General features: G+C 66.2%; 28 protein-coding genes. 14 read left to right on the forward strand and 14 right to left on the reverse strand.

Going from position 1 to position 26,474, the window contains the following annotated elements:
• The first annotated feature begins 162 nt into the window (after positions 1-162).
• The gene (locus JQT59_RS22460) at positions 163-2,760 is read left to right on the forward strand and encodes a bifunctional lysylphosphatidylglycerol flippase/synthetase MprF (RefSeq protein WP_213572053.1); all 2,598 of its coding nucleotides are present in this window, start codon (positions 163-165) and stop codon (positions 2,758-2,760) included.
• Here the strand turns inward: JQT59_RS22460 and JQT59_RS22465 are convergent, their stop codons facing one another.
• The 3 genes from JQT59_RS22465 to JQT59_RS22475 are packed head-to-tail and all read right to left on the reverse strand — an operon-like array spanning position 2,761 to position 6,163.
• Positions 2,761-3,594 carry an ABC transporter ATP-binding protein gene (locus JQT59_RS22465; RefSeq protein WP_213572054.1) on the reverse strand — a complete coding sequence of 278 codons (834 nt, stop codon included), beginning with the start codon at positions 3,592-3,594 and terminating at the stop codon, positions 2,761-2,763.
• Positions 3,591-4,697 (reverse strand): FecCD family ABC transporter permease, encoded by a 1,107-nt coding sequence (locus tag JQT59_RS22470; RefSeq protein WP_109330081.1) that lies wholly within the window; start codon positions 4,695-4,697, stop codon positions 3,591-3,593. The genes JQT59_RS22465 and JQT59_RS22470 overlap by 4 nt, the downstream gene beginning before the upstream one ends.
• The gene (locus tag JQT59_RS22475; RefSeq protein WP_213572055.1) at positions 4,694-6,163 is read right to left on the reverse strand and encodes a FecCD family ABC transporter permease; all 1,470 of its coding nucleotides are present in this window, start codon (positions 6,161-6,163) and stop codon (positions 4,694-4,696) included. Before JQT59_RS22475 ends, JQT59_RS22470 begins: the two co-directional genes overlap by 4 nt.
• Positions 6,164-6,367: 204 nt before the next feature.
• On the opposite strand from JQT59_RS22475, the gene JQT59_RS22480 reads away from it, so the two are divergent.
• The 3 genes from JQT59_RS22480 to JQT59_RS22490 all read left to right on the forward strand — a co-directional run bounded on the left by JQT59_RS22480 (position 6,368) and on the right by JQT59_RS22490 (position 9,115).
• Positions 6,368-7,081 carry a hypothetical protein gene (locus JQT59_RS22480; RefSeq protein WP_159922478.1) on the forward strand — a complete coding sequence of 238 codons (714 nt, stop codon included), beginning with the start codon at positions 6,368-6,370 and terminating at the stop codon, positions 7,079-7,081.
• 265 nt (positions 7,082-7,346) lie between these two features.
• Positions 7,347-7,808, forward strand: a complete 462-nt coding sequence (locus tag JQT59_RS22485; protein WP_213572056.1) for a PaaI family thioesterase — start codon at positions 7,347-7,349, stop codon at positions 7,806-7,808.
• A gap of 116 nt (positions 7,809-7,924) precedes the next feature.
• Positions 7,925-9,115 (forward strand): sugar ABC transporter substrate-binding protein, encoded by a 1,191-nt coding sequence (locus JQT59_RS22490; RefSeq protein WP_213572057.1) that lies wholly within the window; start codon positions 7,925-7,927, stop codon positions 9,113-9,115.
• Positions 9,116-9,121: 6 nt separating this feature from the next.
• Here JQT59_RS22490 and JQT59_RS22495 read toward each other — a convergent pair whose 3' ends face one another.
• The 7 genes from JQT59_RS22495 to JQT59_RS22525 form a co-directional block, all read right to left on the reverse strand.
• Positions 9,122-11,338, reverse strand: coding sequence for a serine/threonine-protein kinase (locus tag JQT59_RS22495; protein ID WP_213572058.1), 2,217 nt, complete (start codon positions 11,336-11,338; stop codon positions 9,122-9,124).
• 234 nt (positions 11,339-11,572) lie between these two features.
• Positions 11,573-12,970: an NAD(P)/FAD-dependent oxidoreductase gene (locus tag JQT59_RS22500; RefSeq protein ID WP_109330071.1), complete on the reverse strand. Its 1,398-nt coding sequence runs from the start codon at positions 12,968-12,970 to the stop codon at positions 11,573-11,575.
• A gap of 173 nt (positions 12,971-13,143) precedes the next feature.
• Positions 13,144-13,314 (reverse strand): adenylate cyclase, encoded by a 171-nt coding sequence (locus JQT59_RS22505; protein WP_213572059.1) that lies wholly within the window; start codon positions 13,312-13,314, stop codon positions 13,144-13,146.
• Between the two features lie 13 nt (positions 13,315-13,327).
• Positions 13,328-14,128, reverse strand: coding sequence for a helix-turn-helix domain-containing protein (locus JQT59_RS22510; protein ID WP_213572060.1), 801 nt, complete (start codon positions 14,126-14,128; stop codon positions 13,328-13,330).
• A 61-nt stretch (positions 14,129-14,189) separates the two neighbouring features.
• A complete protein-coding gene (locus JQT59_RS22515) occupies positions 14,190-15,014 on the reverse strand; it encodes an MBL fold metallo-hydrolase (protein ID WP_213572061.1) in 825 nt (274 codons plus the stop codon).
• A 285-nt stretch (positions 15,015-15,299) separates the two neighbouring features.
• Positions 15,300-15,506, reverse strand: a complete 207-nt coding sequence (locus JQT59_RS22520; protein WP_213572062.1) for a hypothetical protein — start codon at positions 15,504-15,506, stop codon at positions 15,300-15,302.
• Between the two features lie 169 nt (positions 15,507-15,675).
• Positions 15,676-16,182 carry a hypothetical protein gene (locus tag JQT59_RS22525; RefSeq protein WP_213572063.1) on the reverse strand — a complete coding sequence of 169 codons (507 nt, stop codon included), beginning with the start codon at positions 16,180-16,182 and terminating at the stop codon, positions 15,676-15,678.
• Positions 16,183-16,273: 91 nt separating this feature from the next.
• Between JQT59_RS22525 and JQT59_RS22530 the strand changes: the two genes are divergently transcribed.
• From JQT59_RS22530 to JQT59_RS22550, 5 genes are all read left to right on the forward strand, one after another.
• Entirely contained in the window at positions 16,274-16,744 is a 471-nt protein-coding gene (locus tag JQT59_RS22530) for an SgcJ/EcaC family oxidoreductase (protein ID WP_213572064.1), read from the forward strand.
• 528 nt (positions 16,745-17,272) lie between these two features.
• The gene (locus tag JQT59_RS22535) at positions 17,273-17,701 is read left to right on the forward strand and encodes a PPOX class F420-dependent oxidoreductase (protein ID WP_213572065.1); all 429 of its coding nucleotides are present in this window, start codon (positions 17,273-17,275) and stop codon (positions 17,699-17,701) included.
• A gap of 59 nt (positions 17,702-17,760) precedes the next feature.
• Positions 17,761-18,156: a VOC family protein gene (locus JQT59_RS22540; protein WP_159922456.1), complete on the forward strand. Its 396-nt coding sequence runs from the start codon at positions 17,761-17,763 to the stop codon at positions 18,154-18,156.
• 117 nt (positions 18,157-18,273) lie between these two features.
• Entirely contained in the window at positions 18,274-19,254 is a 981-nt protein-coding gene (locus JQT59_RS22545) for an alpha/beta fold hydrolase (protein ID WP_213572066.1), read from the forward strand.
• Entirely contained in the window at positions 19,215-19,667 is a 453-nt protein-coding gene (locus JQT59_RS22550; RefSeq protein ID WP_213572067.1) for a hypothetical protein, read from the forward strand. Before JQT59_RS22545 ends, JQT59_RS22550 begins: the two co-directional genes overlap by 40 nt.
• Here JQT59_RS22550 and JQT59_RS22555 read toward each other — a convergent pair.
• Positions 19,654-20,364 (reverse strand): enoyl-CoA hydratase/isomerase family protein, encoded by a 711-nt coding sequence (locus JQT59_RS22555; RefSeq protein WP_213572068.1) that lies wholly within the window; start codon positions 20,362-20,364, stop codon positions 19,654-19,656. The genes JQT59_RS22550 and JQT59_RS22555 overlap by 14 nt on opposite strands.
• Before the next feature lie 114 nt (positions 20,365-20,478).
• On the opposite strand from JQT59_RS22555, the gene JQT59_RS22560 reads away from it, so the two are divergent.
• Complete coding sequence (locus tag JQT59_RS22560; protein WP_213572069.1) at positions 20,479-20,943, forward strand: DUF6292 family protein; 465 nt, start codon at positions 20,479-20,481, stop codon at positions 20,941-20,943.
• 376 nt (positions 20,944-21,319) lie between these two features.
• Positions 21,320-22,705 (forward strand): WS/DGAT/MGAT family O-acyltransferase, encoded by a 1,386-nt coding sequence (locus JQT59_RS22565; RefSeq protein ID WP_213577987.1) that lies wholly within the window; start codon positions 21,320-21,322, stop codon positions 22,703-22,705.
• 15 nt (positions 22,706-22,720) lie between these two features.
• Here the strand turns inward: JQT59_RS22565 and JQT59_RS22570 are convergent, their stop codons facing one another.
• Positions 22,721-23,803, reverse strand: a complete 1,083-nt coding sequence (locus tag JQT59_RS22570) for an iron-containing redox enzyme family protein (RefSeq protein ID WP_213572070.1) — start codon at positions 23,801-23,803, stop codon at positions 22,721-22,723.
• On the opposite strand from JQT59_RS22570, the gene JQT59_RS22575 reads away from it, so the two are divergent.
• Positions 23,804-24,022, forward strand: a complete 219-nt coding sequence (locus JQT59_RS22575) for a CDGSH iron-sulfur domain-containing protein (protein WP_109330043.1) — start codon at positions 23,804-23,806, stop codon at positions 24,020-24,022.
• Positions 24,023-24,037: 15 nt separating this feature from the next.
• Here JQT59_RS22575 and JQT59_RS22580 read toward each other — a convergent pair whose 3' ends face one another.
• Positions 24,038-24,502: a hypothetical protein gene (locus JQT59_RS22580; RefSeq protein WP_159922444.1), complete on the reverse strand. Its 465-nt coding sequence runs from the start codon at positions 24,500-24,502 to the stop codon at positions 24,038-24,040.
• Positions 24,503-24,685: 183 nt separating this feature from the next.
• Between JQT59_RS22580 and JQT59_RS22585 the strand changes: the two genes are divergently transcribed.
• Both JQT59_RS22585 and JQT59_RS22590 read left to right on the forward strand, forming a co-directional pair.
• Entirely contained in the window at positions 24,686-25,393 is a 708-nt protein-coding gene (locus tag JQT59_RS22585; RefSeq protein WP_213572071.1) for a GAF and ANTAR domain-containing protein, read from the forward strand.
• Between the two features lie 46 nt (positions 25,394-25,439).
• Positions 25,440-26,195, forward strand: a complete 756-nt coding sequence (locus JQT59_RS22590; RefSeq protein WP_213572072.1) for a GAF domain-containing protein — start codon at positions 25,440-25,442, stop codon at positions 26,193-26,195.
• A gap of 9 nt (positions 26,196-26,204) precedes the next feature.
• Here the strand turns inward: JQT59_RS22590 and JQT59_RS22595 are convergent, their stop codons facing one another.
• Entirely contained in the window at positions 26,205-26,453 is a 249-nt protein-coding gene (locus tag JQT59_RS22595) for a hypothetical protein (protein ID WP_213572073.1), read from the reverse strand.
• Between the last annotated feature and the right edge of the window lie 21 nt (positions 26,454-26,474).

Genomic DNA, 26,474 nt, shown 5'->3' on the forward strand with positions numbered 1-26,474 from the left:
GTACTACTGGTAGTAGTAAAACCGCGCGAAGTCGTGTGGTAATGGTCATAGCGCGAACAGGTGGTTTACGGTCGGTGGACGGCCACCGGCCGTCGACTTCGGCGGCTGTGTCGCCGGGCGGGCTTTCGTTCTCGACATCGCGGGAGAGTGGGGACCTGGCGGATGAGTATCGACGGCAATGCAGTCACTGGGGACAGTGCGGCGGCGAAAGTCAGCGGGGCGCCGGGTCGGGTAGCGGAATGGGTGCGCTTCGGCGTGGCCGGCGCACCGGTCAGCATCGCCCTCCTGGTTGTGATCTGGCTGGTGGCGTTCGCGACCTCGAGTGTGATCGGCGGACCCTCCCACGCGTTGTCGCAGCACGTGGCCCTCGGCATCCGGGCGTTCGAGCACGGGTGGGTCTGGACCCTGCTGTCGGCGGGGCTGTGGGGCGACGACATCCTCGCCTATCTGACCACCACCATTCTCGTCTTCCTGGCCGCGGCGCCGTTGGAGCGCCGGATGGGTTCGGCGCGGTTTGCCCTGGCGGCAGTGGTGACACAAGTGGTCGGTGGGCTGCTCGCGTTGGCGGTCGCCGCCGTCGCGAAGGTTGTGGACGCGGACTGGGGTTTCCGGCTCCATGTGGGTATGGCGGTCGGGCCCAGTACCTGGATCATCGGCGCGGCCATGGTGGCGAGTTCCGACACGGGCACCCTGTGGCGCCGCCGGATCCGGGTCGGCGTGCTCGCCTTCACCATCACGTTGGCCCTGTTCAGCGGATCCCTGCAGGACGTGGTCCGGCTCGCCGCCGCTGTCGTGGGCCTGGTGGCCGGACCCTGGATCGTCGGCCGCTCGGCGCGGGGCGAGCGGATCGCCGGGACCCAGCGAGAGGGCCGGGTACTGGTTGCCATCGTGGTGGCCGCCAGCGCCGTCGGACCGATGATTGCAGCTCTCTCGGCGGAAGCGGTCGGACCCCTGGCCGTGCTGCGCGATCTGTTCCGGGGAATTCCGTACACCGCCACCGAGGTTCGCGACCTCTGCGAGGTGAACGCCGCCGACCCCGAATGCCGCCGCGGTTTACTGGAACTGCGACTGTCCGGGGTCGGGCCGACACTGCTCAGTCTCATGCCGTCGCTGTTCCTGCTCACCCTCAGCGACGGACTGCGGCGCGGCCGACGCTTCGCCTGGGTCGGGGCGGTGGTCGCACAGGTGATCCTGCTGGTGCTGTCCCTGCTCAACTTCGTGGTCCGGTTCATCGACTCGTTCGAGGAGGAATCGCTGTTCTACGGGCTGGCGGACCCCAACCTGTATCGAACGCTGGTGCCGTTCCTGACCCCGTTGGTGATCCTGATCGTCCTCCTCGCCACCCGACGATTTTTCGACGTCACCGCCCCCGCCGGAACCTACCGCCGCCTTGCGGTCGCGCTGGCGGCGGTGACGGCCGGACTCGCCGTCCTCTACGTCCTCGGCGGCCTGTGGGCGCGGAACGGTTTCGATCATCGGCCCTCCGCCACCACCCTGCTCGCCAATTTCCCGGAGCGCCTGATTCCACCCGTCTATCTGCAGTGGCTCGACCCACGCCTGCTACCGGTCAACATTCCCGCGACCCTGCTGTACGAATGGACCGGGGTGGTGTTCTGGCTGACGGCATGCGCGCTGGTGGCGGCCACCTTCCTGCGACCGGCGCTCGGTGCGGACTCGGACGCCGCCGCCCGCGCGCGGGCCCTGCTGAAGTCGGGGAGTGGCAGTCCGTTGTCCTGGATGACGACGTGGCGGGGAAACAACTACTGGTTCGCCCCCGACGACACCAGCTACGTCGCATACCGCGTCATCGCCGGGGTCGCGTTGACCACGGGGGATCCGGTCGGCTCCCCGGAACGGCTACGGGATACCGTCACCGGGTTCGCCGAATTCGCCTCCGCCAACGGGTGGATCCCCTGCTTCTACTCGGTGACCTCCGCCGTGCGCGCCGTCACCGACGACCTCGGCTGGAGTGGTATCCAAGTCGCGGAGGAGACGGTGCTCGACCTCGGCACCATCGCCTTCACGGGCAAACGCTTCCAGGACATCCGCACCGCCCTGAACAAGGCGAAGAAGTCGGGCATCACCGCCGAATGGGTCAGCTTCCCCAGCGCCCCGTTGTCGATCACCGATCAAATCACGGCGATCTCCGAAGAATGGGTGGCCGACAAGGGCATGCCCGAGATGGGATTCACCCTCGGCGGCCTCGACGAGGTCGACGACCCCGAGGTGCGCTGCCTGATCGCCGTCGACGGCGACCGCACCGTGCACGGGGTCACCTCGTGGCTGCCGGTGTACCGGGACGGGAAGGTGGTCGGCTGGACCCTCGACTTCATGCGCCGCCGCTCCGAGGGATTCCGGCCGGCGATGGAGTTCCTCATCGCGTCTGCCGCGCTGAAACTCGAAGCGGAAGGGGCCGAATTCCTCAGCCTGTCCGGCGCGCCGCTCGCGAAGGTCGAACAACCCGACCGTGACGCGGACGCCGCGGAACAGGCCGAATCGTCGAGCCCGTCCACCGTCATGGACAGCGTCCTCGATCTCCTCGGGCGCACCCTCGAACCGGTGTACGGGTTCCGATCGCTTCTGGCATTCAAGTCGAAGTTCCAGCCCCGCTACGTGGCCATGCACATGACCTTCGCGGACCCGGCCGCCTTGCCGAGCATCGGAAACGCTGTCGGGCGGGCGTACCTGCCCACCGTGTCTCTGGGGCAGGGCGTGCGGTTGGTGCGCACGATGATCGGTGGTCGCCGACCCGGGCGCTGACTAAGCCCGCTCCGGGCCGCCCACCGCGCCGTACACGTGGCGGGTGCCGATCGGCACCACCAGCGGACGGTCGGACACCGGGTCGCCGATCACCGCCGCTTCGAGCCCGAACACCTCGAGGAGGAGTTCGGCAGAGATGATGTTCTTCGGTGCGCCGGCGGCGACGACCTTGCCGTCCCGCATCACGATCAGCTGGTCGCTGTAGCGGATCGCCAAGTTGAGGTCGTGCAGCACCATCACGACGGTGCGGCCCATCTCCTCGTGCATCCGGTCCACCAAGTCGAGCACCTCGATCGAATGTGCAAGATCCAGGTAGGTGGTGGGCTCGTCGAGCAGCAGAATGTCGGTGCCCTGGGCCAACGCCATGGAGATCCAGGCGCGTTGGCGTTGCCCACCGGACAGCTGGTCGACGGGGCGGTCGGCCAGTTCGGAGACTCCGGTCAACGCAAGCGCCTCCGCGACCTCGCCTTCGTCGTCGGACGACCACTGCCGAATCCACGACTGATGCGGATGCCGTCCGCGGGCCACGAGGTCGGCGACGGTGAGCCCCTCCGGCGCAATCGGCGCCTGGGGGAGCATCCCGAGGATGCGGGCGACATCCTTGGTGCGGAGCGAACCGATCGCCTTGCCGTCGAGGACCACCGAACCGGACCGAGGTTTCAAGAGCCGGCCGAGCGCCCGCAGCAAGGTGGACTTTCCGCACCCGTTGGGGCCGATCACGGTGGTGATCACCCCGGTCTTCACCTCGAGGTTCAGGTTCTCGACGATGATGCGGTCGCCGTATCCCAGGCTCAGGTCTTCGGCGCTCAGCCGAGAGTCGGTCTCCACGGTCATGCCGAAACCTTTCGATTGTTGCGAACCAACAGGTAGAGCAGGAACGGCCCGCCGAGGGCCGACGTGACGATACCGACCGGCAACTCGACCGGCAGGATCGTCCGCGCGATCACATCGCTACCGACCACGAGCACCGCACCCGTCAATGCGGACGCAATCAGGGGTGGCCCGGCCGACCGCACCAACCGCAGCGCCACCTGCGGGGCGGCGAGTGCGACGAACCCGACCGGGCCGGCGGCCGCTGTCGCGATTCCGGCGAGTGCCACCGCCATGAGCAGTAACCGGGCCTGCGACCACTGCAGTCGCACGCCCAGCGACACGGCATTGTCGTCGCCGAGGCGCAGCGCACCCATCGTGAACGAGGATCCGATCGCATAACCGCCGACGAGGACGACCGCGACCATCACCGGCCACACCTGACTCCACGACGCACCGTTCAGTGACCCGTTGAGCCACACCTGGGCGCGGGAGGCGTCGTTGATGTCCGCGGAGATGAGAAGCCATCCGGTGACGGCGATGAGCATGGCGTTGATCCCGATGCCGATGAGGATCAGCCGGTAGCCCTCGACCCCGCCGCGCCACGCCAGGAGATAGATGGTCAGCGCGGTCAGGAGTGCACCGCACAACGCGGCCAGAGGGATTCCGAGGGTGGCGAGGAGCCCGACGAAGCTGCCACCTCCGCCGAGGACGATGAGGGCGACGGCGGCCGCACTCGCGCCCGAGGTGATCCCGAGAATGTCGGGGCTGGCCAGCGCGTTGCGGGCGATCGATTGGGTCAGCGCGCCGGCGAGTCCGAGGGCCATGCCGATGAACACCCCGGTCAGCGACCGCGGCAGTCGTAGATCCATGACGATGAAGCTCTGTGCCTTGGTGCCGCCGCCGAAGAGGACCGTGGTGACCTCGGGAATGGACAGCGGGTAGTCGCCGCGGCCGATGTTCAGGCACAGCACGAGGAACAGCGCCGCGAGGAGCGCGACGTTCACGGCGATGCCGAGGGGACGCAGGACGAGGGAAAGCGGGCCGAGCCGGAAAGGCGGTCGTGCCGGGACGCGGGACTTCGCCGGCGCGACCGGATCGGGGCGGGTCTGGTCGTCGACGGTCACAGGCTTGCCAGCTTTCTGCGCCGCACCAACGCAATGAAGAATGGGGCTCCGAAGACGGCCAGGACGATCCCGACCTGAAGTTCACCGGGGCGCACGACAACACGTCCGATGACGTCCGCGGTCACCAGCATCACGCCGCCCAGGAGTCCCGCGTAGGGCACCAGCCAGCGGTAGTCGGGGCCGGTGATCGCGCGTGCCACGTGCGGAACGACGAGCCCGATGAAGGCGATCGGACCGCAGGCGGCGGTCGCCGCCCCGGTCAGCAGGGTGATCGCCACGATGCCGAGGGCGCGGCTCGCGCCGATGTTGGTGCCGAGGGAGCGGGCCACGTCTTCGCCGAGGCTCAGCACGTTGAGGCCGGGCGTGCTGGCGAGGGCCAGCAGCAGGCCGATCACGAGGAACGGCAGCACCTGCCAGAGCACATCGAATCCGCGTCCGGCCACGGAACCGACCACCCAGAACCGGTAGGAGTCGAGGCTGGCCTGGTCGACGATGATGATCGCGTTGGTCATCGCCTGCAGGAAGAAGGCGACCGCGGCCCCGGCCAGGGCGAGGCTCAACGGGCTGGCGGCTCCGTTGCCGATCGATGACAGGCCGAACACCACCACGCTCGCAAGGAACGATCCGGCGAAGGCGAACCAGAGGTACTCACTCGGGGCGCTGAATCCGAACAGGTACATCGAGAGGACGACCAGGAACGCGGCGCCCGCGTTGAGGCCGAGAAGGCCCGCGTCCGCGAGGGGATTACGGGTGTGACCCTGGATCAGCGCGCCCGCAACCCCCAGTGCCATTCCGACGACGAGGCCGAGGATCGTGCGGGGGCCACGCAACGTACGGACGATGATGTCCGCCTGGGACCCGTCCGCGTCGAACAGCGCGGAAAAGATCTCCGTGAAAGAGAGGGGGCGCGCCCCGACCGCGATGCTGGCGAGCAACACGAGCCCGAGCAAGACAACGAGGACGCCCAGTCCGATCAGCCGGCGGCGGCGGATCGCGGCGACGGACCCGTCCTTCTCGCGGGCCACGAATCCCTCGTCGTCCGCTGTACGGTCGCGGACCACCTCGGTACCGGACCGCTGGACCAGGCGCCGCAACGAGCGCTTCGGGCCGATCGCGCCGAGGCTCGTCGCATCCCGGGTCACGAGACCGACCCACCCCTTGCCCGAGCTCTGCCCGGTGTTGCCCTCCCGAAACCCTTTGTTCCAGACCGCGAGTCCGACGGCGATGGCGACGGTTGAACCACCGAAGACGACCCGGTCCGCCTGACCGCCGCCGTTGCTGTCACTGAGCGCATCGACGAGGTACCAGCCGAGAACCAGGGGGATGGCCACCACGACCGCATCCAGGAATCCTGCGAGTGCCCGCAGAGGCAGGGGAGCCGGACCGCGCGGAATGTCGCGCTTTCCGTACTCCTCGTCGGTCGGCAGGTGCGGGAGGTCGCTGCCGAACTGTCGCGTCGTCGTCACTGCGGGAAAAGCTCCTGACGTGTGTGCACCGGAACCGAATCTGCACCGATTCAACTACTTAGGTTACGGAACCCTATCTCTGATGTCCCTCCGGGCGGTATGTCCACTTCCGGCGCCCTGCAGTGGGTGCTCTACATCACAGGAAAGCAACTCTTGTAATTTGGTTAGGCTCACCTATGTTGAGAAGGGTTCCACCCCGACCGATTGGAGTGCACGGTGACTTCTACCCTGTCTGCCCCCGCGACCGCTCTGGACGCGTCCTGCGCGCGCCTTCGCTCATTGAATCCCGACTATCCGCGGATGTATGCCGTGGCATCGATGGCCGACGAGGGAAAACGGCGGTGGTGGTCGCTCGCAGACGATCTGGACGGTGACCGCGTTCCGCGTATGTGGGCCCGCTCCCTCGAGGACGTTCCGGACCCCGACGTCGCCGCGATGCAGGTCGCCACCTCGCTCATCCACGCCGTGGTCGGGCGAGTCACCGCGCTCGTCGTCCTCGAAGGGCGCGCGTGGGACCCGGGCCTCGAAAATTTGTGGATTCACATGGACAGCGACGGCGGCATCGATTGGGCGGGGCTCGCCGACGACACGATGCGGGTTCTACCCGACGATCCGTGGGCAGGCACCCGGGGCACGGTGACAGTGCCGTGTGAACGAGCACTCCTGGTCTGGACCGTTCACCGGTGCCTCACATCGCTGCACGCGATTTTCGACGCGATCGCGCGGTGCACGCCGATCGACGCCTCCCGCTTCTGGGGTCTGGTCGGGGAAGCAGTACTCGGCGCCTCGACATACGTGCCGATCCTCGCAGGTGAGGGGGAGTCCGCCGCTCAGCGCCGCGGTCAGGGCATATTGGATGCCTTCGTGGCCGCCGGTGCGCCGGTCCGGTGGAAGACCCGGCTGACGCGGATCCACTGAAGCGGTTGCGAAATTAGGGCAGCCTTGCCTATAGTCAAGGGGCCACGTCGGCAAGCACGAACATCTCGAACCGAACTGCCGGACCGTACCGGAGTCCTGAGGGCTGCAGCGACTCCCGGTCCACTCATGGCGGGCCTCACACCGAAGGGCGTGGGGCCCGCCGATCTGTTTTCGGCACACCTGCTTCCCGCTCCCGCACCGACGTCGTGTAGGCAGGAGAAACGAATGCGCTGCGACAGCGCCCAGTGATCCAACGGAGTGTGTGATGGTGGGTTCCCCCGAACGACAGGCCACGAACGGCAACGGCCAGATCGGCACCGACGCGATGCTTCAGCGATTGGGCAAGGGATTCGATGCCGTGATCGGTCTCGAGTACACCGAACTCGGTCCGGATCGCGTGTGCGCCCAGTGGACGGTCACCCCGGACCTGCAGCAGCCCGCCGGAATTCAGCACGGCGGCGTGTACTGCGCGGTCGTCGAATCGGTGGCAAGCACGGCCGGAATGATGTGGCTGGGCGGTCGGGGACACGTGGTCGGGGTCAACAACAACACCGACTTTCTCCGCGCCACACGCGAGGGCATGCTGACCGCCGAGGCCAGCCCGATTCACCGCGGCCGCACCCAGCAATTGTGGGAGGTCCGGATCACCGACGAGAGCGATCGGCTGGTCTCGAAGGGTCAGGTCCGATTGGCGAACATCACGGACACCGCCTCGCTCGGCAAGTGACCGAGCTCGACGAGTCGGCGCTGGTGCGGGTGGGGTCCGCCGACAACTCGCGCATCCGCCAACCGGGCAATGCCATCTCGATCTCCACGAACTGATTCGCTTGCTATCGTGGAGCCATGCCGTTCGCGAAGCGGCACCTGCCCGGACTGAGCCGCCGTGACCTGCTCAGACTAGGGGCGCTGGCGGGGTCTGGCATGGCCGGCGCCGCGCTCTCGGCGGCGTGTGCGTCGAAGAACGGCAATTCGGAGGCCGGCGTCCCAACGTCGCCTGCGCCGCCTGAGGAACTCGGCCAATTCGATCCCTCGTTGTCAAGCGGACCCCCCACTGGACTACCCCGGCGCGCCGCTTGGGCCAGCACCGCGGCCGCAGAGTTCTTCCTCGCCCTCGGCGCCGGGGTGGAAGCCGCGTCGAGGGAACGGGGATTGCAATACCTCACCGCCTTCTCTGGCGACGACCCGACGAAAAATCTCCGCCAGCTCGAAACGTTCCTCGCCCGTGGCGTCGGCGCACTGGCATTCCAACCGCTCAACGCGGTGATTCAACGGCCCATCCTCGATGCCGCCTTGCGACAAGGCGTCTGCGTGCAAGGCATCATCACTCAGCCGAGCACGCTCCAGGTCGCCGCCAACCAGTACGACATCGGTTTCACACAGGGCAAGGCCGCGGCGGATTTCGCGACCGCGCGCCTCCAAGGGAATGCGAAAGTGCACTACTTCAATCTGGACTCCGCCTCACCGCAGCTGCAGTTGAGGCACGCCGGCGTACTGGACGGCCTGCGGAGCGCAGGCGGTGGCTTGAGTGTGGTCAGCGATGTGGATGCGCCCGACATCTCGACCGCCAATGGTGCCGCGATCATGAGCACCGTCATCGCGGAGCAGCCCGACATCAGGATCATCCTCGGTGGTGACACCCTGGTGGTGGGCGCCTACAGGGCATTGGACCAGTCCGGCAAGCTCGCCGACGACATGTACTTCTCCGGTGTCGACGGCGACAAGGAGGCGCTGGCACTTGTCAAGAACGACGGACCCTACCGCGCCAGCATTGCGTTCCCGTGGCACCTGATGGGATACGGGCTGGGACAATTTGCCGCCGACTGGATCGAGGGCAAGCAGATCCCGCGGGTTATCGTGGCAAAACCGATCGTGCTCGATTCGCCAGGCAGCGTCGACACTTACATAGCGGACAATGCGAGTCCCGCAGCGGTCTTCGCCGATCGCACGCGCTACGAACGTTACCTGCCGCTGCTCGGCAACGTCAGTTACGCCACCCGAGAGATCGTTTGGCATGAGGAGTATGTACCGAGGTAACCGCGGTCATCTCTCGACGGCGTATACCTTCCCGTTGTAATTGCCGAGGTAGACCAGCTTGTCGGAGACGGTCGGCGAGGACCAGACCTGCCCGCCCATAGGAGTTTTCCACCGTACCGTGCCGTCCTGCGCGCCAAGGGCATAGAGGTAGCCGTCCCAGCTGGCGACGTAAACCACGCCGTCTGCCACGGCCGGTGACGAATGAACCTGACCGCCGGTAAGGGTCTTCCAGCGGACTTCGCCGGAGCCGGCGTCGAGCGCATACACGTTCTTGTCGTAGCTGCCGACGTAAACCAGGCCCCCCGCTGCCGCCGGCGACGAATAAACCTCGCCGCCGGTAGGGGTCCTCCAGCGGACTTCGCCGGAGCCGGCGTCGAGCGCATACACCGAGAAGTCCTCGTTGCCGAGGTAGACGCGTCCGTCCCCAACGGCCGGTGACGACCAGACCTGGCCCCCCACGGGGCTTGCCCAGTGCGCCGTGCCGGTTTGGGCATCCAGCGCGTACACGTACCCCTCGGTTCCGAGGTACACCACACTATCGGCGACCGCTGGGGCCGCGGCGGCGGCACCGTTGGTGCGAGTCTTCCAGCGCATCGCACCGGTGGCCGAGTCGAGCCCGTAGACGTACCAGTCGGTAGCACCGAAGTACACCGTCCCGTCGGACACCACCGGTGAAACCGGGAACGTGTCGCCCGGGTTGCCGGGTGCGGTCTTCCAGCGCTCTTCTCCCGTCTTCGCCTCGAGTGCGTAGACGTTCCCGTCCCAGCTCGCGACATAGACCAGTCCGTCGGCGAAGGCCGGCGACGGCCTGACCCGGTCCCCGGTGGCAGCTGTCCAGCGTTGCACCCCGGTCGCTGCGTCCAACGCGTACACGTTTTTGTCGTAGCCACCTATGTAGACGAGGCCGGCACCCAGGGTCGGCGCCGAGAAGATGATCACGGTGCCAGCCGAAGCAGTCCACAGCACCGCGCCGGGTCGACCGGAAAGCGTTGGAGAAGAGGGCTGCCCGTCCGAGGAGGACGTGATCAACCAGATCGCGGCCCCACCGGCCACGAGCACTGCCCCTCCACCCAAACCGGCCAGGACTTCCCGGCGGCTCGGCCCGGTTCTGCCGACCAACGGTTGATCCGTCGGCGGAGATGCCGGTGTGAGCGGTGGTGGCGCCAGGCTGTCGAAGGACGGATGGCGCACTTCCGGCGACGACCCGGTCTGCAGGCCTACGGGCCCCGAAGCCGGCGCTCTGAGGTGGAATTCGCTGGGCAGGTTCGCAACGTGCGTTTCGGTGTCGTCCGGTCCCGACAACATCGTCGCGGATGCGGATGCGGATGCGGATGCCGAGGTGCGGTCGGACGCGAACTGGCCCGGTTCGGCCGAGAGGCTGGGCTTCAGGGCGAGTAGCTCCCTACACATCTCGGCGGCACTGGAATAGCGATGGTCTGGTTCGAGGGCAAGGGCCCGCTTCAGAACGTCGTCGAAGACGGTGCCGAGCACCGGTCTCGCCTCAGAAGCCGGAACGTAACGACGCTCCAGCTGCGAGGCAAGGATCTGCCACGGGGTATCACCAGGGAAGGGCAGCCGGTCGGTGAGGAGGTGATACAACATACATCCGACGGAGTACACGTCGGAGCGCGCATCGACGAGTCGGCTGTCGCGAGCCTGCTCAGGTGCCAGATAGGCGACGGTGCCGATAATGTTGCCGGTTCCCGTCAGCAGGTTACTGCAACCCCTCAGGTGCGCAATCCCGAAGTCCATCACCTTCACCGCTCCGGAATCAGTGAGCATAACGTTCGCCGGCTTCACATCTCGGTGAACAACTCCGCGTTCGTGAGCGTGCTGCAGCGCACTCAGCACGTCACCCATGACGTGGACGAGGAGAGGCAGCGCAAGCGGGCCATCCGTGCGGTGACGCTGCTGCAAAGTCGTCCCAGAAACAAGTTGCATGACGAGGAAATGCGCTCGCTCGCCGCCGAGCATATCCTCACCCAAGTCGTACACATGGACGATCGCTGGGTGGTCGAAGCTGGCAACAATTCGCGCTTCCCGACGAAATCGCTCCAGGCAATTTCCCGTGGGATCCTCTTCGAGAAGTTCGGTTCGTAGCACCTTGACCGCCACCGGACGGTCCAGAACAGAGTCCCACGCGCGGTACACGCGACCCATTCCACCGATGCCGAGCACCGCGTCCAACCGGTACCGGTGTGCCAGTACTCTCGCGTCATTCATGCGCGCCTACTAGTCCGCCAGCCCCGATACTGGCGCTCTCCGGGTGCTGTGGGATGCCGAAGAAATGACCTTCCAACCCGGATTCTAATCCGGTACAGCGGAGTGGGTCGACACTTCCGCGCGGGATCACCGGATGCCCGGCGCTCGAGGCGATCCTGCCCATTCAGTGACACGAACGGGCGGAGGGCACCCAGTAGCCCGGTGCCCTCCGCCTGTGTTCGCTGTGGTCGGGAACTAGCCGGCGGCCTTGCGCTGCCCTGTAGCGGTCGACGGTTCGATCGAAGCTTGCTTCTCGCGCTCGTGGCGTTCCAGCTGTTCCATGGCATTGCGGGCGAACACCCACTGTTCGGTGGACGCCATCTGCGCGCGTCCACGACCGAGGAACGTCACCGTCCACGACAGCAGAGTGGACAACCGGCTGCGGAAGCCGACCAGATACATCAGGTGGATCGCCAGCCAAGCCACCCAGCCGATGAAGCCACTGATTTCGAGCTTGCCCACCTTCGCGACGGCGCTGAACCTGGAGATCGTGGCCATGCTGCCCTTGTCGAAATACTTGAATGGCGGGCGATCCTCGGGCTTTTGACCGTGTAAGCCGGCGATGATCTGCTTGGCCGCGTACTTACCGCCCTGCATCGCGACCTGCGCAAGCCCGGGCAGCTTGTCGAGCGACATCATGTCGCCGATGACGAAGACCTCAGGGTGGCCCGGCACCGACAGGTCGGGGTTCACGAGCAACCGGCCCGCCCGGTCGACCTCGGCTTCGGACTGGTCGGCGATCTGCTTGCCCAGCGGGCTTGCCTGCACACCGGCAGACCACACCTTGCACTGCGACTCGATGCGCCGCTGAGTTCCGTCCTTGTCCTTCACCACGAGTCCGTCGACGTCGACGTCCGTGACCATTGCGCCCAGCTGAATCTCGATGCCGAGCCTCTCGAGCTGCTCGGCTGCCTTGCGGCTCAACTTGCCGCCGTACACCGGCAGCACGTCCCCGGCGCCGTCGAGGAGAATCACTCGGGCCTCGCGCGGGTCGATGTTCCGGAAAGCGCCGGACAGAGTGCGGCGTGACAATTCGGCGATCTGCCCAGCCAACTCGACACCCGTCGGGCCCGCACCCACCACCACGAACGTGAGCAGCCGGGCGCGTTCTTCCGGATCGTGGGACAGCTCCGCCTGTTCGAAGGCGCCCAGGATGCGGCCGCGCAACTCGAGCGCGTCGTCGATCGTTTTCATTCCGGGCGCGAACTCGGAGAAATGGTCGTTGCCGAAGTAGGACTGGCCTGCCCCCGCCGCCACGATCAGGCTGTCGTACGGAGTGATGGTGGTCCGGTCCAGGAAGCGGGACGTGATGGTCTTCGTTTCCAGGTCGATCGACTCGACATCGCCGAGCAACACCCGAGCGTTCTTCTGCTTACGCAGCACGAGCCGGGTGGCGGGCGCGATGTCGCCGACGGAGAGAATGCCGGTGGCCACCTGGTACAGCAAGGGCTGGAACAGGTGGTGAGTGGTGCGCGCAATCATGGTGATGTCGACGTCGGCCTTCTTGAGGGCCTGCGTGCCGAACAGACCACCGAAGCCGGATCCAATGACCACGACGCGATGGCGGCGTGACTCAACCGACTGGATACTCATTCCGTGCTCCTCGAATCTAGGCGACGTGTGTAACGGTAGTCGTCTTGCCCACGGGCGTCTCAGTAAGGCTTGCTTCGGACGGAATCGATCCAGAGACCGGCCGGTGCCCGCGAACAGCGACAGGTGGGTGGTTCCCTCGCCGAGGGAACCACCCACCTGTGCGATTGACGCAACTACCGCGCTCGCTCGATCCGCCGCGTCGACCGCGATTTCTCGTTTGTCGGCACGATGTAATCCGACTTGATCGAGTAGACGAACAGTGCGATGACGCCTACAACCACCACGAGAACGGTCAGCACGACCACCACGTAACCGAATCCCACACCTATTGCTGCCCAGTCCATTGGACGTACCTCCTCAGTCGCTGCTCACGCTACTGCGCAGGGTAGCCGCTGTCGTGGCGTCAGCGGGAAAGAACGATTCGATGGCGAGTTCCGCCACGGTCACGTCGAGTGGGGTGCCGAACATCGTGGTTGTGCTGAGGAAGGACAGCTCGGCGCCGCGGTGGCGTATACGGAGCGGTACGACGAGGGAACCGGCTGGGTCACCGGCTTCCGATATACCGCCGGGGTAGCCCCTCAACTCGTCGAGCAGGTCCCGGAGCCGGTCGTCACCGGTCACCGCGATCTGGTGTCCGAGCCGATGCAGAAGATGCCCACGCCACTGGGCCAGGTCGACGATCCGCGGCGCCATCCCGTCCGGATGGAGACTGAGGCGCAGCACGTTGACCGGCGGTTCCAGCAACGACGGCGCGCAGCCGTCCGTCAAGATCGCCGCAGCGTCATTGGCGTCGACCATGTTCCAGTGCCGGTCCACGACCACCGCCGGATACGGTGAATGCGCGGTGAGAATCTTCTCGATCGCGTCCGCAATCGACGCCATCGACGCATCCGACAGGCGGTGCTCGGGGAACTCCGGAGCGAATCCGCCCGCGAGCAGCAGTTCGTTCCGCTCGCGCAGGGGAATGTCCAGATGCTCGCTCAGCCGCAGCAGCATCGCCCGCGTCGGATTGGATCGCCCGGTCTCCATGAAGCTGACGTGCCGCGCCGACACGTCTGCCCGATTCGCCAGCTCCAGCTGACTCAACCGGCGGCGTTCCCGCCACGTTCGCAAGTGGATGCCGACGTGCGAAGTATGCCAATCGTCCAGGGTCGTCATGCAGGCCAGCCTAGGGTGGCGGGGTGGTCGCGGCCATTACCTCCGACGTCATCAGGAGCGGTCACGTCAGGTCGTCGAACTCGCCATTCACCCAGGCACAGTGGCGGGACGCCGAGTACTCGAGCGCCGCCCGACCATCGGTGTCGATGGAATTGTCGAAATTGCCGATGATGCGGTCGAATTCGAGCTGGGACAGCTGGTCGGCGATCCTCCTGACAACGGCGGCCGAGAGTGGCAGTCGGTTGGGATACGAGCGTAGAAACGACACCGTGCGGCGATCCGGATTGGGGAAGACACCGTCCCCCGTGAGAAGAACACCCTTCCCGTCCGCGCCGTCGCGCCAATGCGCCACGGCACTACCCGGGAAGTGCCCACCGATCTGATGCAACGTCAGCCCCGGCGCGACGTCGTGGGTGCCGGACCAGAACTCGATCGGGCCGTCGGTGCGCGCCAGCCATCTACGATCTGCGTCGGCGACGAGGATCGGAACATTCCCGAGTGCCTTCGACCACTGGGTCTGGACGCCGAACATGTGCGGATGACTGGCCGCGACCGCGAGTACTGGCCCGTAAGCGGCCACAGCCTCGACCGCGGACGGGTCGATATGGCCGATCGGATCCCACAGCAGCGATCCGGCCGGGGTGCTCAGCACCAGTGACTGCTGGCCGATCGCGACCTTCGGTTCCACAGACAGTCCGCGCAGCCCGGGTTCGAGTTCGCGCTCGACAATGCGGTGACCGGAACGGGTGAGGTCCTCGGCGGTCGTCCACTCCTGACCACCCAGTGGGATGTACTGGCGTTCGTCCGCACAGATTGCGCATTCGTCGGGAAGGGGCGTTGTCGGGTCCTGTTCGACGCCGCACGTGGCGCAGAGATGAAATAACACCCCTCGATCATGCATCCTCATAGCTCACAGAGTTGCTGTAATCCCGCGGCGACCGCCGTCGCGCAGGACTGTGCCGACTCGTGAGCCGCAGCGCTAGGCTCGAAGAGGGGTGACCGAGCGGTGGCCGGCCTCACACCGTCGCGCGCCCAGGAGTGCGGGAATACGTGGGGGACCGGCGGGGTTTAACAGGCCGACGGTGTTCGACCCAATGCCCCGGGTACCACATCAATATTGTCGCTGTGAGCGACCACTTGCCGAGAGGCGCACTGGCGGGCACCGTCACCCCTACTTGGAAGAAACCCAGATGCAGACGCCATCCGGGAAGCACACCCACTGGCCGGGAATCTCGACGTTCTGGCTGGGGGAGACGGTGGTGGGCCCGGATCCGGGCGACGCAGGCTTGGCGGAGGCGAATCCGGCGGCGCCGGTCAGTGAGATCGCGAGCGCGGCGAGGGCGGCAACGGTGGCGCGGGCTGTGGGGGTTCGGATCATGCTGCTCCTTGATTGTCGGCGACCTGTGTGCCGCTACTAGAAGCTTGCGCCATCCCCGACACAGGAAATAGGCACCGCAGGGTGCTGGTCGGCCACCCTCCGGTATCGCATGCGCCGTCTCCCGCCACGAGCCGCCTGACCTGAGTCGATCGCACCGCCGACGACGCCGTCAGCTTAAGCTGACGGCGTGGAAAGCGGCGATCAGCAGGGCGTCAGGGGAGTCGAGGGGCTCTCTGCGCTGTGGGTTCATTACGACAGTGTGCAGAACATGAGCGAAGCAGCCGTGGCGGCGGCCGAACGGGGCGACGAGGAAACTGCTGCCCGGCGGAGGGAACTCGCAGAACGGGCTCAGCTGCGATCGCCGGCGCCCAGTCATCTCGACGCCCTGGCGATCAGCATCCACCTCGAAAATGAACTGCACAACGCGCGATTCGACGTCGTCAGGCGCGCATTGGCTGAGGGAGCCAGTTGGTCCGAAATCGGACGTGTTCTCGGGATGAGCAAACAATCCGCCCACGCCTGGTACCGGAGACGTCATCGGAAACCGGCTGTTCCGAACCCCACTGCGACACCGCGATAGAACGAGATCGACCAGTTCAGAACGAAGGCATTGCGCCACCGTCAGCATGTGTTGACGGCAGTCGGTCGCAGCGAACTCAGGCTTGCGATATTCCATTGTGGGAATTCTGCATCTGCAGGCAGTGCCCCCGGAGTTAGGCTCTATCGGTTGGTGATGAGTTCCTACGCATTTCTTCGCGGAGGCTGGTATGACGACCGCAGCGTTCGGCTCAGGCTTCGCAGTTCTCGCGTTGGCAATGTCGATCGGGGCGTGCTCGGCGGACAATCCCGCTGGCGGCGAAGGAAATTGCGTCCGCGCGACCGACAGCGAGCTGGATGCGCTCTTCGAAAGTTGGAATGACGCGCTGAGCACCGGCGACGCAAGCAAGGTGGCCGAGTTGTACCGGTCGGACGCGGTGCTGCTACCTACGCTGTCGGTGGCTATCGCAGACACTCCGGGGGAGATAACGCAATATTTCGCCAACCTGATCAAAGCCGATCCCAAGATCCGCATGGAGGAAAGCGTCAAGTTCTCGGACTGCAACCTCGCGTACAACGTTGGTCGCTGGGTCATCAATGCCAATGGCCAAGATGTGGCAGCCAGGGTGACGTGGGTGTACCGGCACGAAGACGGAAAGTGGCTGATCGCCAACCACCATTCGTCGGTGAACCCGCAGTGAGCCGGAAGGGGTCGACGGGGAGCGCGACAAACGGACCGGGGTGCCTCGTCCGCACGCTAGTTGACATAATGTTGATTATCGGCAAATTATCCACCTGGCGGTTTACCACTCACATCGCCCGAAATGGTCTGCAGGTATAACCCGTGGGCGCTTTTTCTCCCGGCCGTGTGTCGGTCGGCCTTCTGTGTTCGTCTGGCCGGACTTGCAAACCTGCGCTGGAGCGCACGCGAGACATCCGAACCGGCGCTCGTCGGAACGTCCGGATGATTCATACCGTTGGATAATATGCAGCCCCAGCGAGCGTCCCGAAATGTGGACGGCTTGCGACGAGTCGGCGCATACGTGCCCGTGCGAGCCTGAGGCCCCGCTGCCCCGGGTGCGGGAACTTCCAGCCATCAGACCGCATTTCGTCACCGTGACGTAATGACGGCCGCTGGAAGGGCGTCCGCTGTGGGCAACGATCCGCTCTCGCCCGCGCGTCGTCGCGTTGTGCCGCTGCCGGGATGGTTCAGGTGTGAGAATGACGGCATGGCTGAACGGATGTCGGACGAGGAATGGCGCACATTCGTCTCGGCGGGAACACGCACGGGCAAATTGTCGACCGTCCGCGCCGACGGCAGCCCCCACGTGGCCCCCGTCTGGTTCGTCCTGGACGGTGACGACCTCGTGTTCACGACCGGCAAGAGCACCGTCAAAGGACGCAACCTCCTCCGAGACGGGCGTGCCGCGCTGTGTGTCGACGACGACCGGCCACCGTTCGCGTACGTTGTGATCACCGGCACAGCCGAGGTGTCCGAGGATCCTGCCGAGCTGCGCCGATGGGCGGCGCGGCTCGGTGGCCGGTACATGGGAGTCGACCGAGCCGAGGAGTTCGGCGAACGCAACGGCGTCGCAGGCGAGCTGCTGGTACGCCTGCGGATCGCGAAGGTCCTGGCACACCGCGACGTCGCCGACTGAGCGGTGCTCTTCGGGCGAACGTGGCCACAGGACAGCGAGAATCGACATAGATTTTGCGCATGCTGATATTTGGGACCACTGTCATCGGGGCACGCGACATCCGGCGGGCAACCGCGTTCTGGGCCGGGGCACTCGGGCTGACCGCCGGCGATCCGTTCGGCGGCAACGGCTTCACCAACCTGTATCTGCCCGACGGGCGGCCACTGCTGTCGATCCAGCAGAGCGACCACGACGCCGAGCCCGAACCGCGAATGCACCTCGACCTCTATGCCAGGGACAGCGACGACCAGGCGGCCGAGATCGAACGACTAGTCGGGCTCGGCGCACGACGGGTGCCCTGGGACCGCTACCCCGACGACTCCGATTTCGTGGTCCTTGCCGACACCGAGGGCAACCTCTTCTGCGTCGTCGACAACGCCGCTGCGCCTGAGCAGGCACGCCTCGACCTGCCCTGACCTGCATTCCATGACCTGCATTCCATGACGCGGATACGCCAACGCGGAGGCCTTGCGGGTTCGGCGAGGATGGGTACCATTCGACGTTCGGCGCCATTCGAAGGGAAGGTTGCGTTGATGTCTCGCCTCCAACGCACTGAACTGCACGGGGACGAAGCTGCTTATCACCTCTCCGGTGAGGGTGAGACGCTCCTGCTGATACACGGTATGGCCGGCAGCTCCGACACCTGGCGTGCGGTTATCCCCCAGCTCTCGCGCCGGTATCAGGTTCTGGCGCCGGACCTGCCGGGCCACGGCAGGTCCGCCAAACCGCGCGGTGATTACTCCCTCGGAGCATTCGCCGCGTGGTTGCGCGATCTCCTCGACGAACTCGGCATCCCACGGGTGACGGTCGTCGGGCAGTCGTTGGGCGGCGGAGTGGCGATGCAATTTTCCTACCAACATCCGGAACTGTGTAATCGGTTGGTGCTCATCGGTAGCGGTGGGCTGGGACGCGATGTCAATTGGACGCTCCGGTTGCTGGCTGCGCCGGGAGCCGAGTTTCTCCTGCCTCTGATCGCGCCGGGGGTCGTGCGCGAGGCGGGAAACAAAGTGCGCTCGTGGCTGGGGGCGGCGGGTCTGCGGTCGGTGCGGGGTGACGAGATGTGGCAGTCCTACGCATCGCTCTCCGATCCGGACACGCGGCAGGCATTTCTGCGTACTCTGCGCGCCGTCGTCGACTACCGGGGTCAGGCCGTCAGCGCGCTGAGCCGCCTCTATCTGAACGCCGACCGGCCCACCCAGTTGATCTGGGGGGACTCGGACCGAATCATTCCCGTCGCCCATGCCTATGCGGCGCACGAGGCAATGCCGGGCAGTCGACTCGCCGTCCTCGATGGTGTCGGCCACTATCCGCATCTGGAGGCGCCTGGTGAGGTTGTCAACATTATCGACGACTTCGTCTCCGCACACCCGGCACCCGCTCGAGAGTTCGGCCGAGGCTTCCCCGGCCGGGCGGCCGGATGGGAGGCTGAAGGGAGCCATTTCGGCGTTTCCTCGTACTCGGCAGGAGATAACCAATGCGACTTCCCACACTCGGACAGCTGCCCGGACGGATAGCGACCGGAGGTTTCATCCTGCATTCGGGACTTCAGAAGTGGCCCGGCGACGAGCAGACGGCCGCGGGTATCCACGGCATGGCCGCGGGCGCCTTTCCCTTTCTGAACGGAGTGCCGCCGGCACGATTTCTGAAGATGCTGTCGGTGGCGGAGATCGGCACCGGCACCGCACTGTTGGTGCCGCTCGTGCCGACCGCGCTGGCCGGCGCGGCACTCACCGCCTTTTCCGGTGGTCTGGTCGCGATGTATGCGCGGACACCTGGACTGCGTAACCCGGGAAGTATCTGGCCGAGCGAGAACGGGTTAGCGGTCAGCAAGGACGTATGGATGCTCGGGATGGGCCTCGGGTTCCTCCTCGACGAGTGGACGCGCACGCGCCGATCCGGCACATCCACCGGTGTCAGTCTGCGCTGAGCGCCTCCTGAGCCTGGAGATTCTGCACAGGGGTGCGCAGGGATGCCACGACGTCGGCGTAGAGGGTGGTTTTGATCTCGCGCAGGGTGCGGCCGCGGGTGGCGGCCAGCCCGCGGGCATGTTCGATCGCTCTGGAGAGGACGACGTCCTCGGCAGCGACGTCGTCGACGAGGCCCGCGGCGTGCGCTTCGGCACCGCCGTAGCGGTGACCGGTGACGAGGGCGGTGTGCGCCGCGGGCGCAGGCAGTCGCGCCGCGAGGAGGGCAATGCTGCCGGGCGCGTAGCTGGCGCCGATGCTGATCCCGGGCAGGCAGAAGTAGCCGCGGTCTTCGCGCATGATCCGGTGATCGTGGGCCGTGGCCAGGATGGCGCCGCCACCGAAAGTGTGTCCGGGTAGGGCTGCGACGGTGGGCAACGGGAACGTCAGGATCCGGGCGAACAGTTCCTGCACGCGGTCGATGTAGGAGTTCAGCTTGTCCGTGTTCTGCACGACCCACGTGGTGTCGAGGCCGGTGGAGTAGAACTTGCCGACTGCGGTGGTGACGAGCGCGCCGGGACCGTCCGTGCTTTCGATCTCGTCCAGCAGATCCCCGACCTGCTCGAGCCAGTCCGGGTGGAAGGCATTTTCGCTGTCACGGCTTCCCCGCTCACCCAGGTAGAGAACGAACACGTTTTCGGACCGCTCCAAGTAAGGCATGCCGCGAGGCTACCCAACCGCGGCGGCGAGCACCCGCCGAATACACCGGCTGTGCGTGAAGTTTCAACCGCAACCGGCCAGGGTATGTCGTGTCTACAGCTGAGGCGGTGAACGATGAAAACTGGAACAGGTGTTGCCGACGGGCGGACTGTTCGGGATTACATCCACACGGTCGCCCGGTGCGTTCATGCCGATTCGATCGATTGGTGGGACTCCGAGGGCGTCGATGTCGTTCTGGTCCTGCCGTTGCGGTTGCGCTACCTGCCGGGGCGCAATGCGGTTCTGGTGTGGAACCGGCACTTCGGGTGGTCGCTCGGTGCGGAGGGGGTCGGGCGCGGCAGCATCGTCGTCATCGAGGGACTCGGGATCGGACGGACCCCACCGCCCGCGCTGTGTTCGGACCGCGCACTCGAGTTGATCGACGGATACTTCCGGTCGCCGCCGACGCAGACGGACGGTCCCGATCCGAATAGTGTTGCTGCAGAGAGCTTTTCGTCGATAGAACACGATCGGTGTTCGCGAATCGGTACGGAGACTGCCGGGCGCGGGCGCCGCGACCGGGTGGTGAAGCGTCCCTGATCGCCGCGTCCGCCGACACGGAAGACCGGTGTCGTGCCGAAGCGCGGCCTCGTCGGCTGTAGGGCTCAACCGACAAGACCTGGCCGAAGTCGTACCCGGGTATGACTGCGGCGTGCTGACCGCATACCCGAGGCGGTAGCAGTCCAATCATCGCCACATTCGTGGCTGTTGCCCGGCATGTTGCGGGCCGCATGCAGTGTGCGGTGGTGACGGAATTTCGAATCGGCGGCACCGAAATGGGTATGGCGACAGTCTTTTCGTGATCTGCTTACTGCCGTGGTGTGGGGCTCTGCCGTCCGGCCCGGACAAGCAGAATCCCATCGATGGACACGTCGACGTGCCAGCGCGGCTCGTGGTCGCCCGAACGGGGGTGCGGATGTTGGTGATGAGCCCCATGGAGGCACTGTTCGTGCTGTTCGAGACACCGTCCCATCCGCTGCACGTGGGGGCGCTCGAACTGTTCGATCCGCCGGCCGAGGCCGGCGCAGACCACGCCCGGACGATGTTCGAGGCGTTGACTTCCCAGGAGGAGTCGTCCCCGCTGTTCCGTAAGCGGGCGGTTCGCCCGCTTCGAGGAGTCGGTTATCCGTGGTGGTCGGTCGATGATCGGTTGGATCTGGGGTATCACGTGCGGCACAGCGCGGTGCCGGGCGCCGGACGGATGGACGATTTGCTGTCTCTGGTGTCCCAAATGCACGGAATACCGCTCGATCCACAGCATCCGATGTGGGAGATGCATGTCATTGAAGGACTTGCCGACGGGCGGACCGCCGTGTACTCGAAGATTCACCTGTCGCTGATGGACGGTCCGGCGGGTTTGCGGTTGCTCCATCATGCCTTGTCGAGTGAGCCCGACGACACGAACTGCCCGGCGCCGTGGACACCCGGTGTCGCGGCGATGTCGCAGCGCACCTCGCCCTTCCCGGTGGCGGCCGTCCGTGCCGGCTGGCGGGCGGCGACGAGCCTGGTGGGTGTGGTCCCGGCGGCCGCGAAGGCCACCATGGACGGCCTCCGTGAGCAGCATCTGACCCTCCCCCTGCAGTCGCCCCCCACCATGCTCAATGTGCCAGTGGGCCGGGCCCGGAAGGTGGCGGCGCGTTCGTGGCCGATTCGTCGACTGCTGGCCGTCGCATCGGCCGCCCGCACCACCATCGACACGGTCGTTCTCGCTATGTGTTCGGGCGCGCTCCGTAGCTATCTGCTCGAGAATTACGCGCTACCGGATGCGCCGTTGACGGCGATGCTGCCGGTGCCACTCGACCTCGGCGGTCCTGCGATCGGACCGCGCGGGCGGGATCACGGTGTGGGTGCGATGGTCGTGGGCTTGGCCACCGATGAACGCAATCCGGCAGCGCGTCTGGCGCGCATCACGGACGCGATGGAACACACGCACAGGGTATTCGGTGCGCTCAGCCACAACCAGTTCCAGCTGATGAGCGCGCTCGCGATCAGTCCGATACTGCTCGAACCGGTGCGGAGGTTCGTCGACGACACTCCCCCGCCGTTCAACGTCATGATCTCGTACATGCCGGGCCCGTCGAGGCCGCGGTACTGGAACGGCGCCCGCCTGGACGCCGTGTATCCGGTGCCGACGATCCTCGGCGGTCAGGCGCTGAGCATCACGGTCACCAGCCGGGCGGGGCAACTCGATGTCGGCGTGGTCGGCGACCGTCACGCGGTCCCCCACCTGCAGCGCATCATCACGCATCTCGAGACGTCGCTCAGTGACCTCGAGAGCGCGGTCGCGGCATCGGGAACCTGAGGCGTGGTTCGGCGTCTACTCGATCGCCTGCCGCAGTGAGCTGATGCCCGCTTCCCAGCATCGGGTGACGTGGTCACCGACGAGGTCGTCGAATGCGAGGCACGCCGCGGCGCCGAGCAGGATGTCGTCACCGGTCGACGGGCGCGCGGACACCAGACCGCCCGCGAGGTCGCGGCAGACTATCTGCTCGTGCACGGAGTCGGCTTCGACGTGCTCGTCGAAGAACAGCGTGGCGGCCTTGCCGAAGCCGAGCCGGGTCAGTCCGGCGCTGTATTTCTTACTCGGCAACGCCGAGGTGGTTTCGACCGCGCAGAGGTGCCCGACCAGTGCACCCAGACGGCGGCGGTGAAGGCCGAAGAGTGAGAGCGCATTCAGGGACGCCAGGGTGATCGCGGGAACGGCGTCGATGTAGTGGGCGTAGCGGTCGGAAAGCCCGAGTTCCCGCATGGTGGTGGCGAACAGCGCGGAGTGCATGCGTTCGGGACGGCCACCGCCGTATTCGTCCAATTGCACTTCGACCAACGCCGCCTTCGGTGCGCCGGCGAGTCGCGGGATGCCGAGCGTGTGCACGTCCGCTTCGCGGAGCTGATTCAGTGAGCGGTGGACGAGCAGTTCGCGGAAGTGCTGGAGGTCGGCGTCGCGTGCCATGAAGGTGGACAGGCCGGGTCCGGCGGTGGGTGCGGTCATTTTCCACAGTTCCGCCACCACATCTGTCGAATCGGTCGGCGGGTTCGCGACGATCCGGATGGCCGCCTCGAACGGAAGCTCCAGGGCTTCCCGCGCCGCGAGCAGATCGGTGTTCCACTCCCAGTCGTCTCCGACGCCCGCAATGCCCTGCAGATGCAGTTCGTAGAGGGCGGTGAGACAGATCTGGGCGTCCTCGTCGTAGAGGATGGCGGGACGCCCGTCGACCGTCGTGTCCGCGGAAGTCTCTGCGAGGGAACGCGCCGCCGTCACCAACGATTCGCTGTCCTCGACGTCTCCGCGCAGAATGGAGAACAAGAGCTCGCTCACGGGGCCGCGTGATGCAGGAAACGGCATCGCGGATCCGGAAGGGGCCACTGTCTCCGACAACGACCGAGAGTGCAAGGTGGTCATATGGACTCCAATTTCACAACGGGAACCGACGGATCCGACGTGACCATCACGGTGTGCCCGGATGGGCCACTTCTCGTCCGCGGTTCGGCGCAATTGTTCGATACCGACGGTAACCCGTTACCGTCGAACCGGGCCACGGTGGCGCTGTGCCGGTGTGGAAGAACCGGCATTGCGCCCTTTTGTGACAGCTCCCACAAGAAGAAGCTCCGCCGTCCGTAGATGCGGCGGCCCGGTCTACTTCTTGTCTTCGCCCTTACCGACACCAGTTTCGTGTGCAGGTCCGACGCCCTCGTCGCTCGACTCCGCCTGCTCGGTGTCGGCCGCCGGCTTCTCCTCCGACGGCGACGCTACCGCTCCGCGGGCGGTGTCGTCGGGATCCTTGTCCTGGAGCCGGTTCGCGTCGACGTGCTCGTCGTGCTCCGGCCGGCCCTCGGCCGTGCTGGTGGTGCGGCCGTCGTAGGGCGGTGTTGCGGGCTGGGCGTCTCCCGGTGGCGTGGAGCCGCCTGCGGGCCCGGCGACGTGTTCCCGACCGGGATCGGGGCCTTCACCCGTCGTGGCCACTTCCTCCTGATCCAAAGTTCCCGGCTCCCGGTCCGACGGACCGGCCCCGGCTTCGTCCGGACCCGAGTCGCGTGAGCCGACGGGACCCCGTTCGGCTTGCGGCTCCTCTTGGAGCTGCTCACCTGGTTCGGTACCCATGATTCCTCCTCGACAGCGCTACGAAGCGTGTGTCCTCGACGGACCCACTGTTGTAGCTATGCCCCGGACTGCGCGGGCCAAACCCGTTCGCGCGACGTGTCATGCTGCTGGGGTGACACCCGCACCACGGTGGAACTCGTAGGCTGGACACCACAGACAATCGACGGCGGTGAGGGGTAGGTCGTGGACGAGCAGCGACGGTGGTCGTTGTGGCGTGCGGTCGCCGCAGCCTCCGACGTGCGCGGGCAAGGCGCTTGGGCCGAGATAGTCTGCAGCGCCGCGGTCGAACTGCTCAGTGGAATCGACTCGGCGGCGTTGACCATCCGCGCCACCGCCTCGGCTCAGGACATGCTCGGGGCGAGCGACGAATGGGCGGGGATCCTCGACGATCAGCAGTACACCCTGGGTGAGGGTCCGGGCGTGCTCGCCTTCGCCTCGGGTTCCCCCGTACTCGTCAGCGACCTCAGTGTCGACGAAGATCGTTGGCCGGGCTTCTCGGAGGCTGCGCGGGCGATCGGGGCGGCCGCAGTGTTCGCGTTTCCCTTACAAATCGGCGGCATCCTGCTCGGCACCCTCGACCTCTACCGCCGCCGGGTGGGCGGGCTTACGCCGCGCACCCTCGGTGATGCGGCCGTGGTGGCCGACTTGATCACCGTGGCGCTGCTCGAACACACCGAACGGGATGCTGCGGCCGGTGACCTCTGGAGCCGGGAGGGCTCGTATCAGGATGTCAACGTGGCCACAGGGATCCTCGCGGCCCGGTTGCACATCAGCCTGGCCGATGCGTTCGTGCGATTGCGGGGGCACGCGTTCATGATGAACCGGTCCGCCCTGGAGGTCGCCCGCGACGTGCTGGAGCAACGCATCGGTGTCGATGACCTCAACGATTGAGGCGTGTCGACGACCTCAACGATTGACGAATCCGCACCACGAGGAGGTGACACCGTATGCTCAAGATGTACCGGACGCGACTTCTCATCTGGTCGACGCGCTTTCCGCGATCACAGCGCAACTCGTCGACGATTCCTCTGACAGCGGTTCAACGTTGTATCAGATCGCCGGCACGTGCGTGAACGTGCTCGAGGCCGATGCAGCCGGAATCATGGTCGTCGATCCGCGGGGCGGCGTCGCCGTGGTCGCCGCGTCCGACGAGCGCGCCAGGCTGGTCGAGTTGCTGCAGACTCAGATCGACCAGGGCCCGTGCATCGACTGTATGCGCACCTCCGAGATCGTGGAGGCGAGCGATCTGCATGAGATCACCGGTCGGTGGCCGGACTTCACTTCGGCCGTACTCGAGGCGGGGTACCGGTCCGTGCTCGCCGTACCGATGCGCCTCGACGGGCGCACCGTCGGCGGACTGAATTTGCTGTACACGCGGACGGAGGGCATTTCCGCCCACGACCGCGGGCGGTCCGTGATCTTGGCCCGGCTGGCGGTTCTCGGGCTCACCCAGGAGGTTGGTGAACCGCGTACGGGGCGCCTGGCGGAGCGGACGATGTCGTTGCTCAACGATCGGGTGCATGTCGGTCATGCCACCGGGTTGGTCGCGGGCACGCTGGGCATTGCCCCGGCGGCGGCATGCGCCGCGCTCGAGGACTACGCGCAGGGAAACGGCGTTGCGTTGCGAGATGTTGCCCACCGGATCACCGAGGGCACGGTCCGGCCGGCAGAACTACTCGTCCGACAAAGCTGACGGCGGCAGTCAATCCCAGTCGGGATCGTTTCGGCCGTTGGCCGCCGCATTCACCAGCTCCCGCAGCCGCGCTGCCTCCACCGAACATCCGTCTGCGCTCGAATTCTGATCGAAGGCGTGGCCGGCCTGTGCCGTCGTGCATCCGCCCCACGCCTGCAGGATGCCGACGCTCTCCCCCCGGACGGCGCGCAATCGCACTCCCTCGCGGATGCGACGCGCTGCGGTGAGCACACGCGTCAGGTCGGATTCCTTGCTCATGACTCCACGGTCCTCTCTGTT

It is taken from the genome of Rhodococcus sp. USK13 (genome assembly GCF_018343855.1).
In the GTDB taxonomy this organism is placed as follows: Bacteria; Actinomycetota; Actinomycetes; order Mycobacteriales; family Mycobacteriaceae; genus Rhodococcus_F; species Rhodococcus_F oxybenzonivorans.

Coding starts and splice junctions, on each gene's coding strand:
- JQT59_RS22495 (WP_213572058.1), bottom strand. CDS start 11,338: ATGAATGACGCGAGAGTACTGGCACACCGGTACCGGTTGGACGCGGTG.
- JQT59_RS22490 (WP_213572057.1), top strand. CDS start 7,925: ATGCCGTTCGCGAAGCGGCACCTGCCCGGACTGAGCCGCCGTGACCTG.
- JQT59_RS22505 (WP_213572059.1), bottom strand. CDS start 13,314: ATGGACTGGGCAGCAATAGGTGTGGGATTCGGTTACGTGGTGGTCGTG.
- JQT59_RS22530 (WP_213572064.1), top strand. CDS start 16,274: ATGACGACCGCAGCGTTCGGCTCAGGCTTCGCAGTTCTCGCGTTGGCA.
- JQT59_RS22555 (WP_213572068.1), bottom strand. CDS start 20,364: ATGCCTTACTTGGAGCGGTCCGAAAACGTGTTCGTTCTCTACCTGGGT.
- JQT59_RS22500 (WP_109330071.1), bottom strand. CDS start 12,970: ATGAGTATCCAGTCGGTTGAGTCACGCCGCCATCGCGTCGTGGTCATT.
- JQT59_RS22520 (WP_213572062.1), bottom strand. CDS start 15,506: ATGATCCGAACCCCCACAGCCCGCGCCACCGTTGCCGCCCTCGCCGCG.
- JQT59_RS22575 (WP_109330043.1), top strand. CDS start 23,804: ATGGACTCCAATTTCACAACGGGAACCGACGGATCCGACGTGACCATC.
- JQT59_RS22460 (WP_213572053.1), top strand. CDS start 163: ATGAGTATCGACGGCAATGCAGTCACTGGGGACAGTGCGGCGGCGAAA.
- JQT59_RS22550 (WP_213572067.1), top strand. CDS start 19,215: ATGCGACTTCCCACACTCGGACAGCTGCCCGGACGGATAGCGACCGGA.
- JQT59_RS22510 (WP_213572060.1), bottom strand. CDS start 14,128: ATGACGACCCTGGACGATTGGCATACTTCGCACGTCGGCATCCACTTG.
- JQT59_RS22485 (WP_213572056.1), top strand. CDS start 7,347: ATGGTGGGTTCCCCCGAACGACAGGCCACGAACGGCAACGGCCAGATC.
- JQT59_RS22525 (WP_213572063.1), bottom strand. CDS start 16,182: ATGGAATATCGCAAGCCTGAGTTCGCTGCGACCGACTGCCGTCAACAC.
- JQT59_RS22560 (WP_213572069.1), top strand. CDS start 20,479: ATGAAAACTGGAACAGGTGTTGCCGACGGGCGGACTGTTCGGGATTAC.
- JQT59_RS22565 (WP_213577987.1), top strand. CDS start 21,320: ATGTTGGTGATGAGCCCCATGGAGGCACTGTTCGTGCTGTTCGAGACA.
- JQT59_RS22535 (WP_213572065.1), top strand. CDS start 17,273: ATGGCTGAACGGATGTCGGACGAGGAATGGCGCACATTCGTCTCGGCG.
- JQT59_RS22570 (WP_213572070.1), bottom strand. CDS start 23,803: ATGACCACCTTGCACTCTCGGTCGTTGTCGGAGACAGTGGCCCCTTCC.
- JQT59_RS22540 (WP_159922456.1), top strand. CDS start 17,761: ATGCTGATATTTGGGACCACTGTCATCGGGGCACGCGACATCCGGCGG.
- JQT59_RS22580 (WP_159922444.1), bottom strand. CDS start 24,502: ATGGGTACCGAACCAGGTGAGCAGCTCCAAGAGGAGCCGCAAGCCGAA.
- JQT59_RS22595 (WP_213572073.1), bottom strand. CDS start 26,453: ATGAGCAAGGAATCCGACCTGACGCGTGTGCTCACCGCAGCGCGTCGC.
- JQT59_RS22465 (WP_213572054.1), bottom strand. CDS start 3,594: ATGACCGTGGAGACCGACTCTCGGCTGAGCGCCGAAGACCTGAGCCTG.
- JQT59_RS22545 (WP_213572066.1), top strand. CDS start 18,274: ATGTCTCGCCTCCAACGCACTGAACTGCACGGGGACGAAGCTGCTTAT.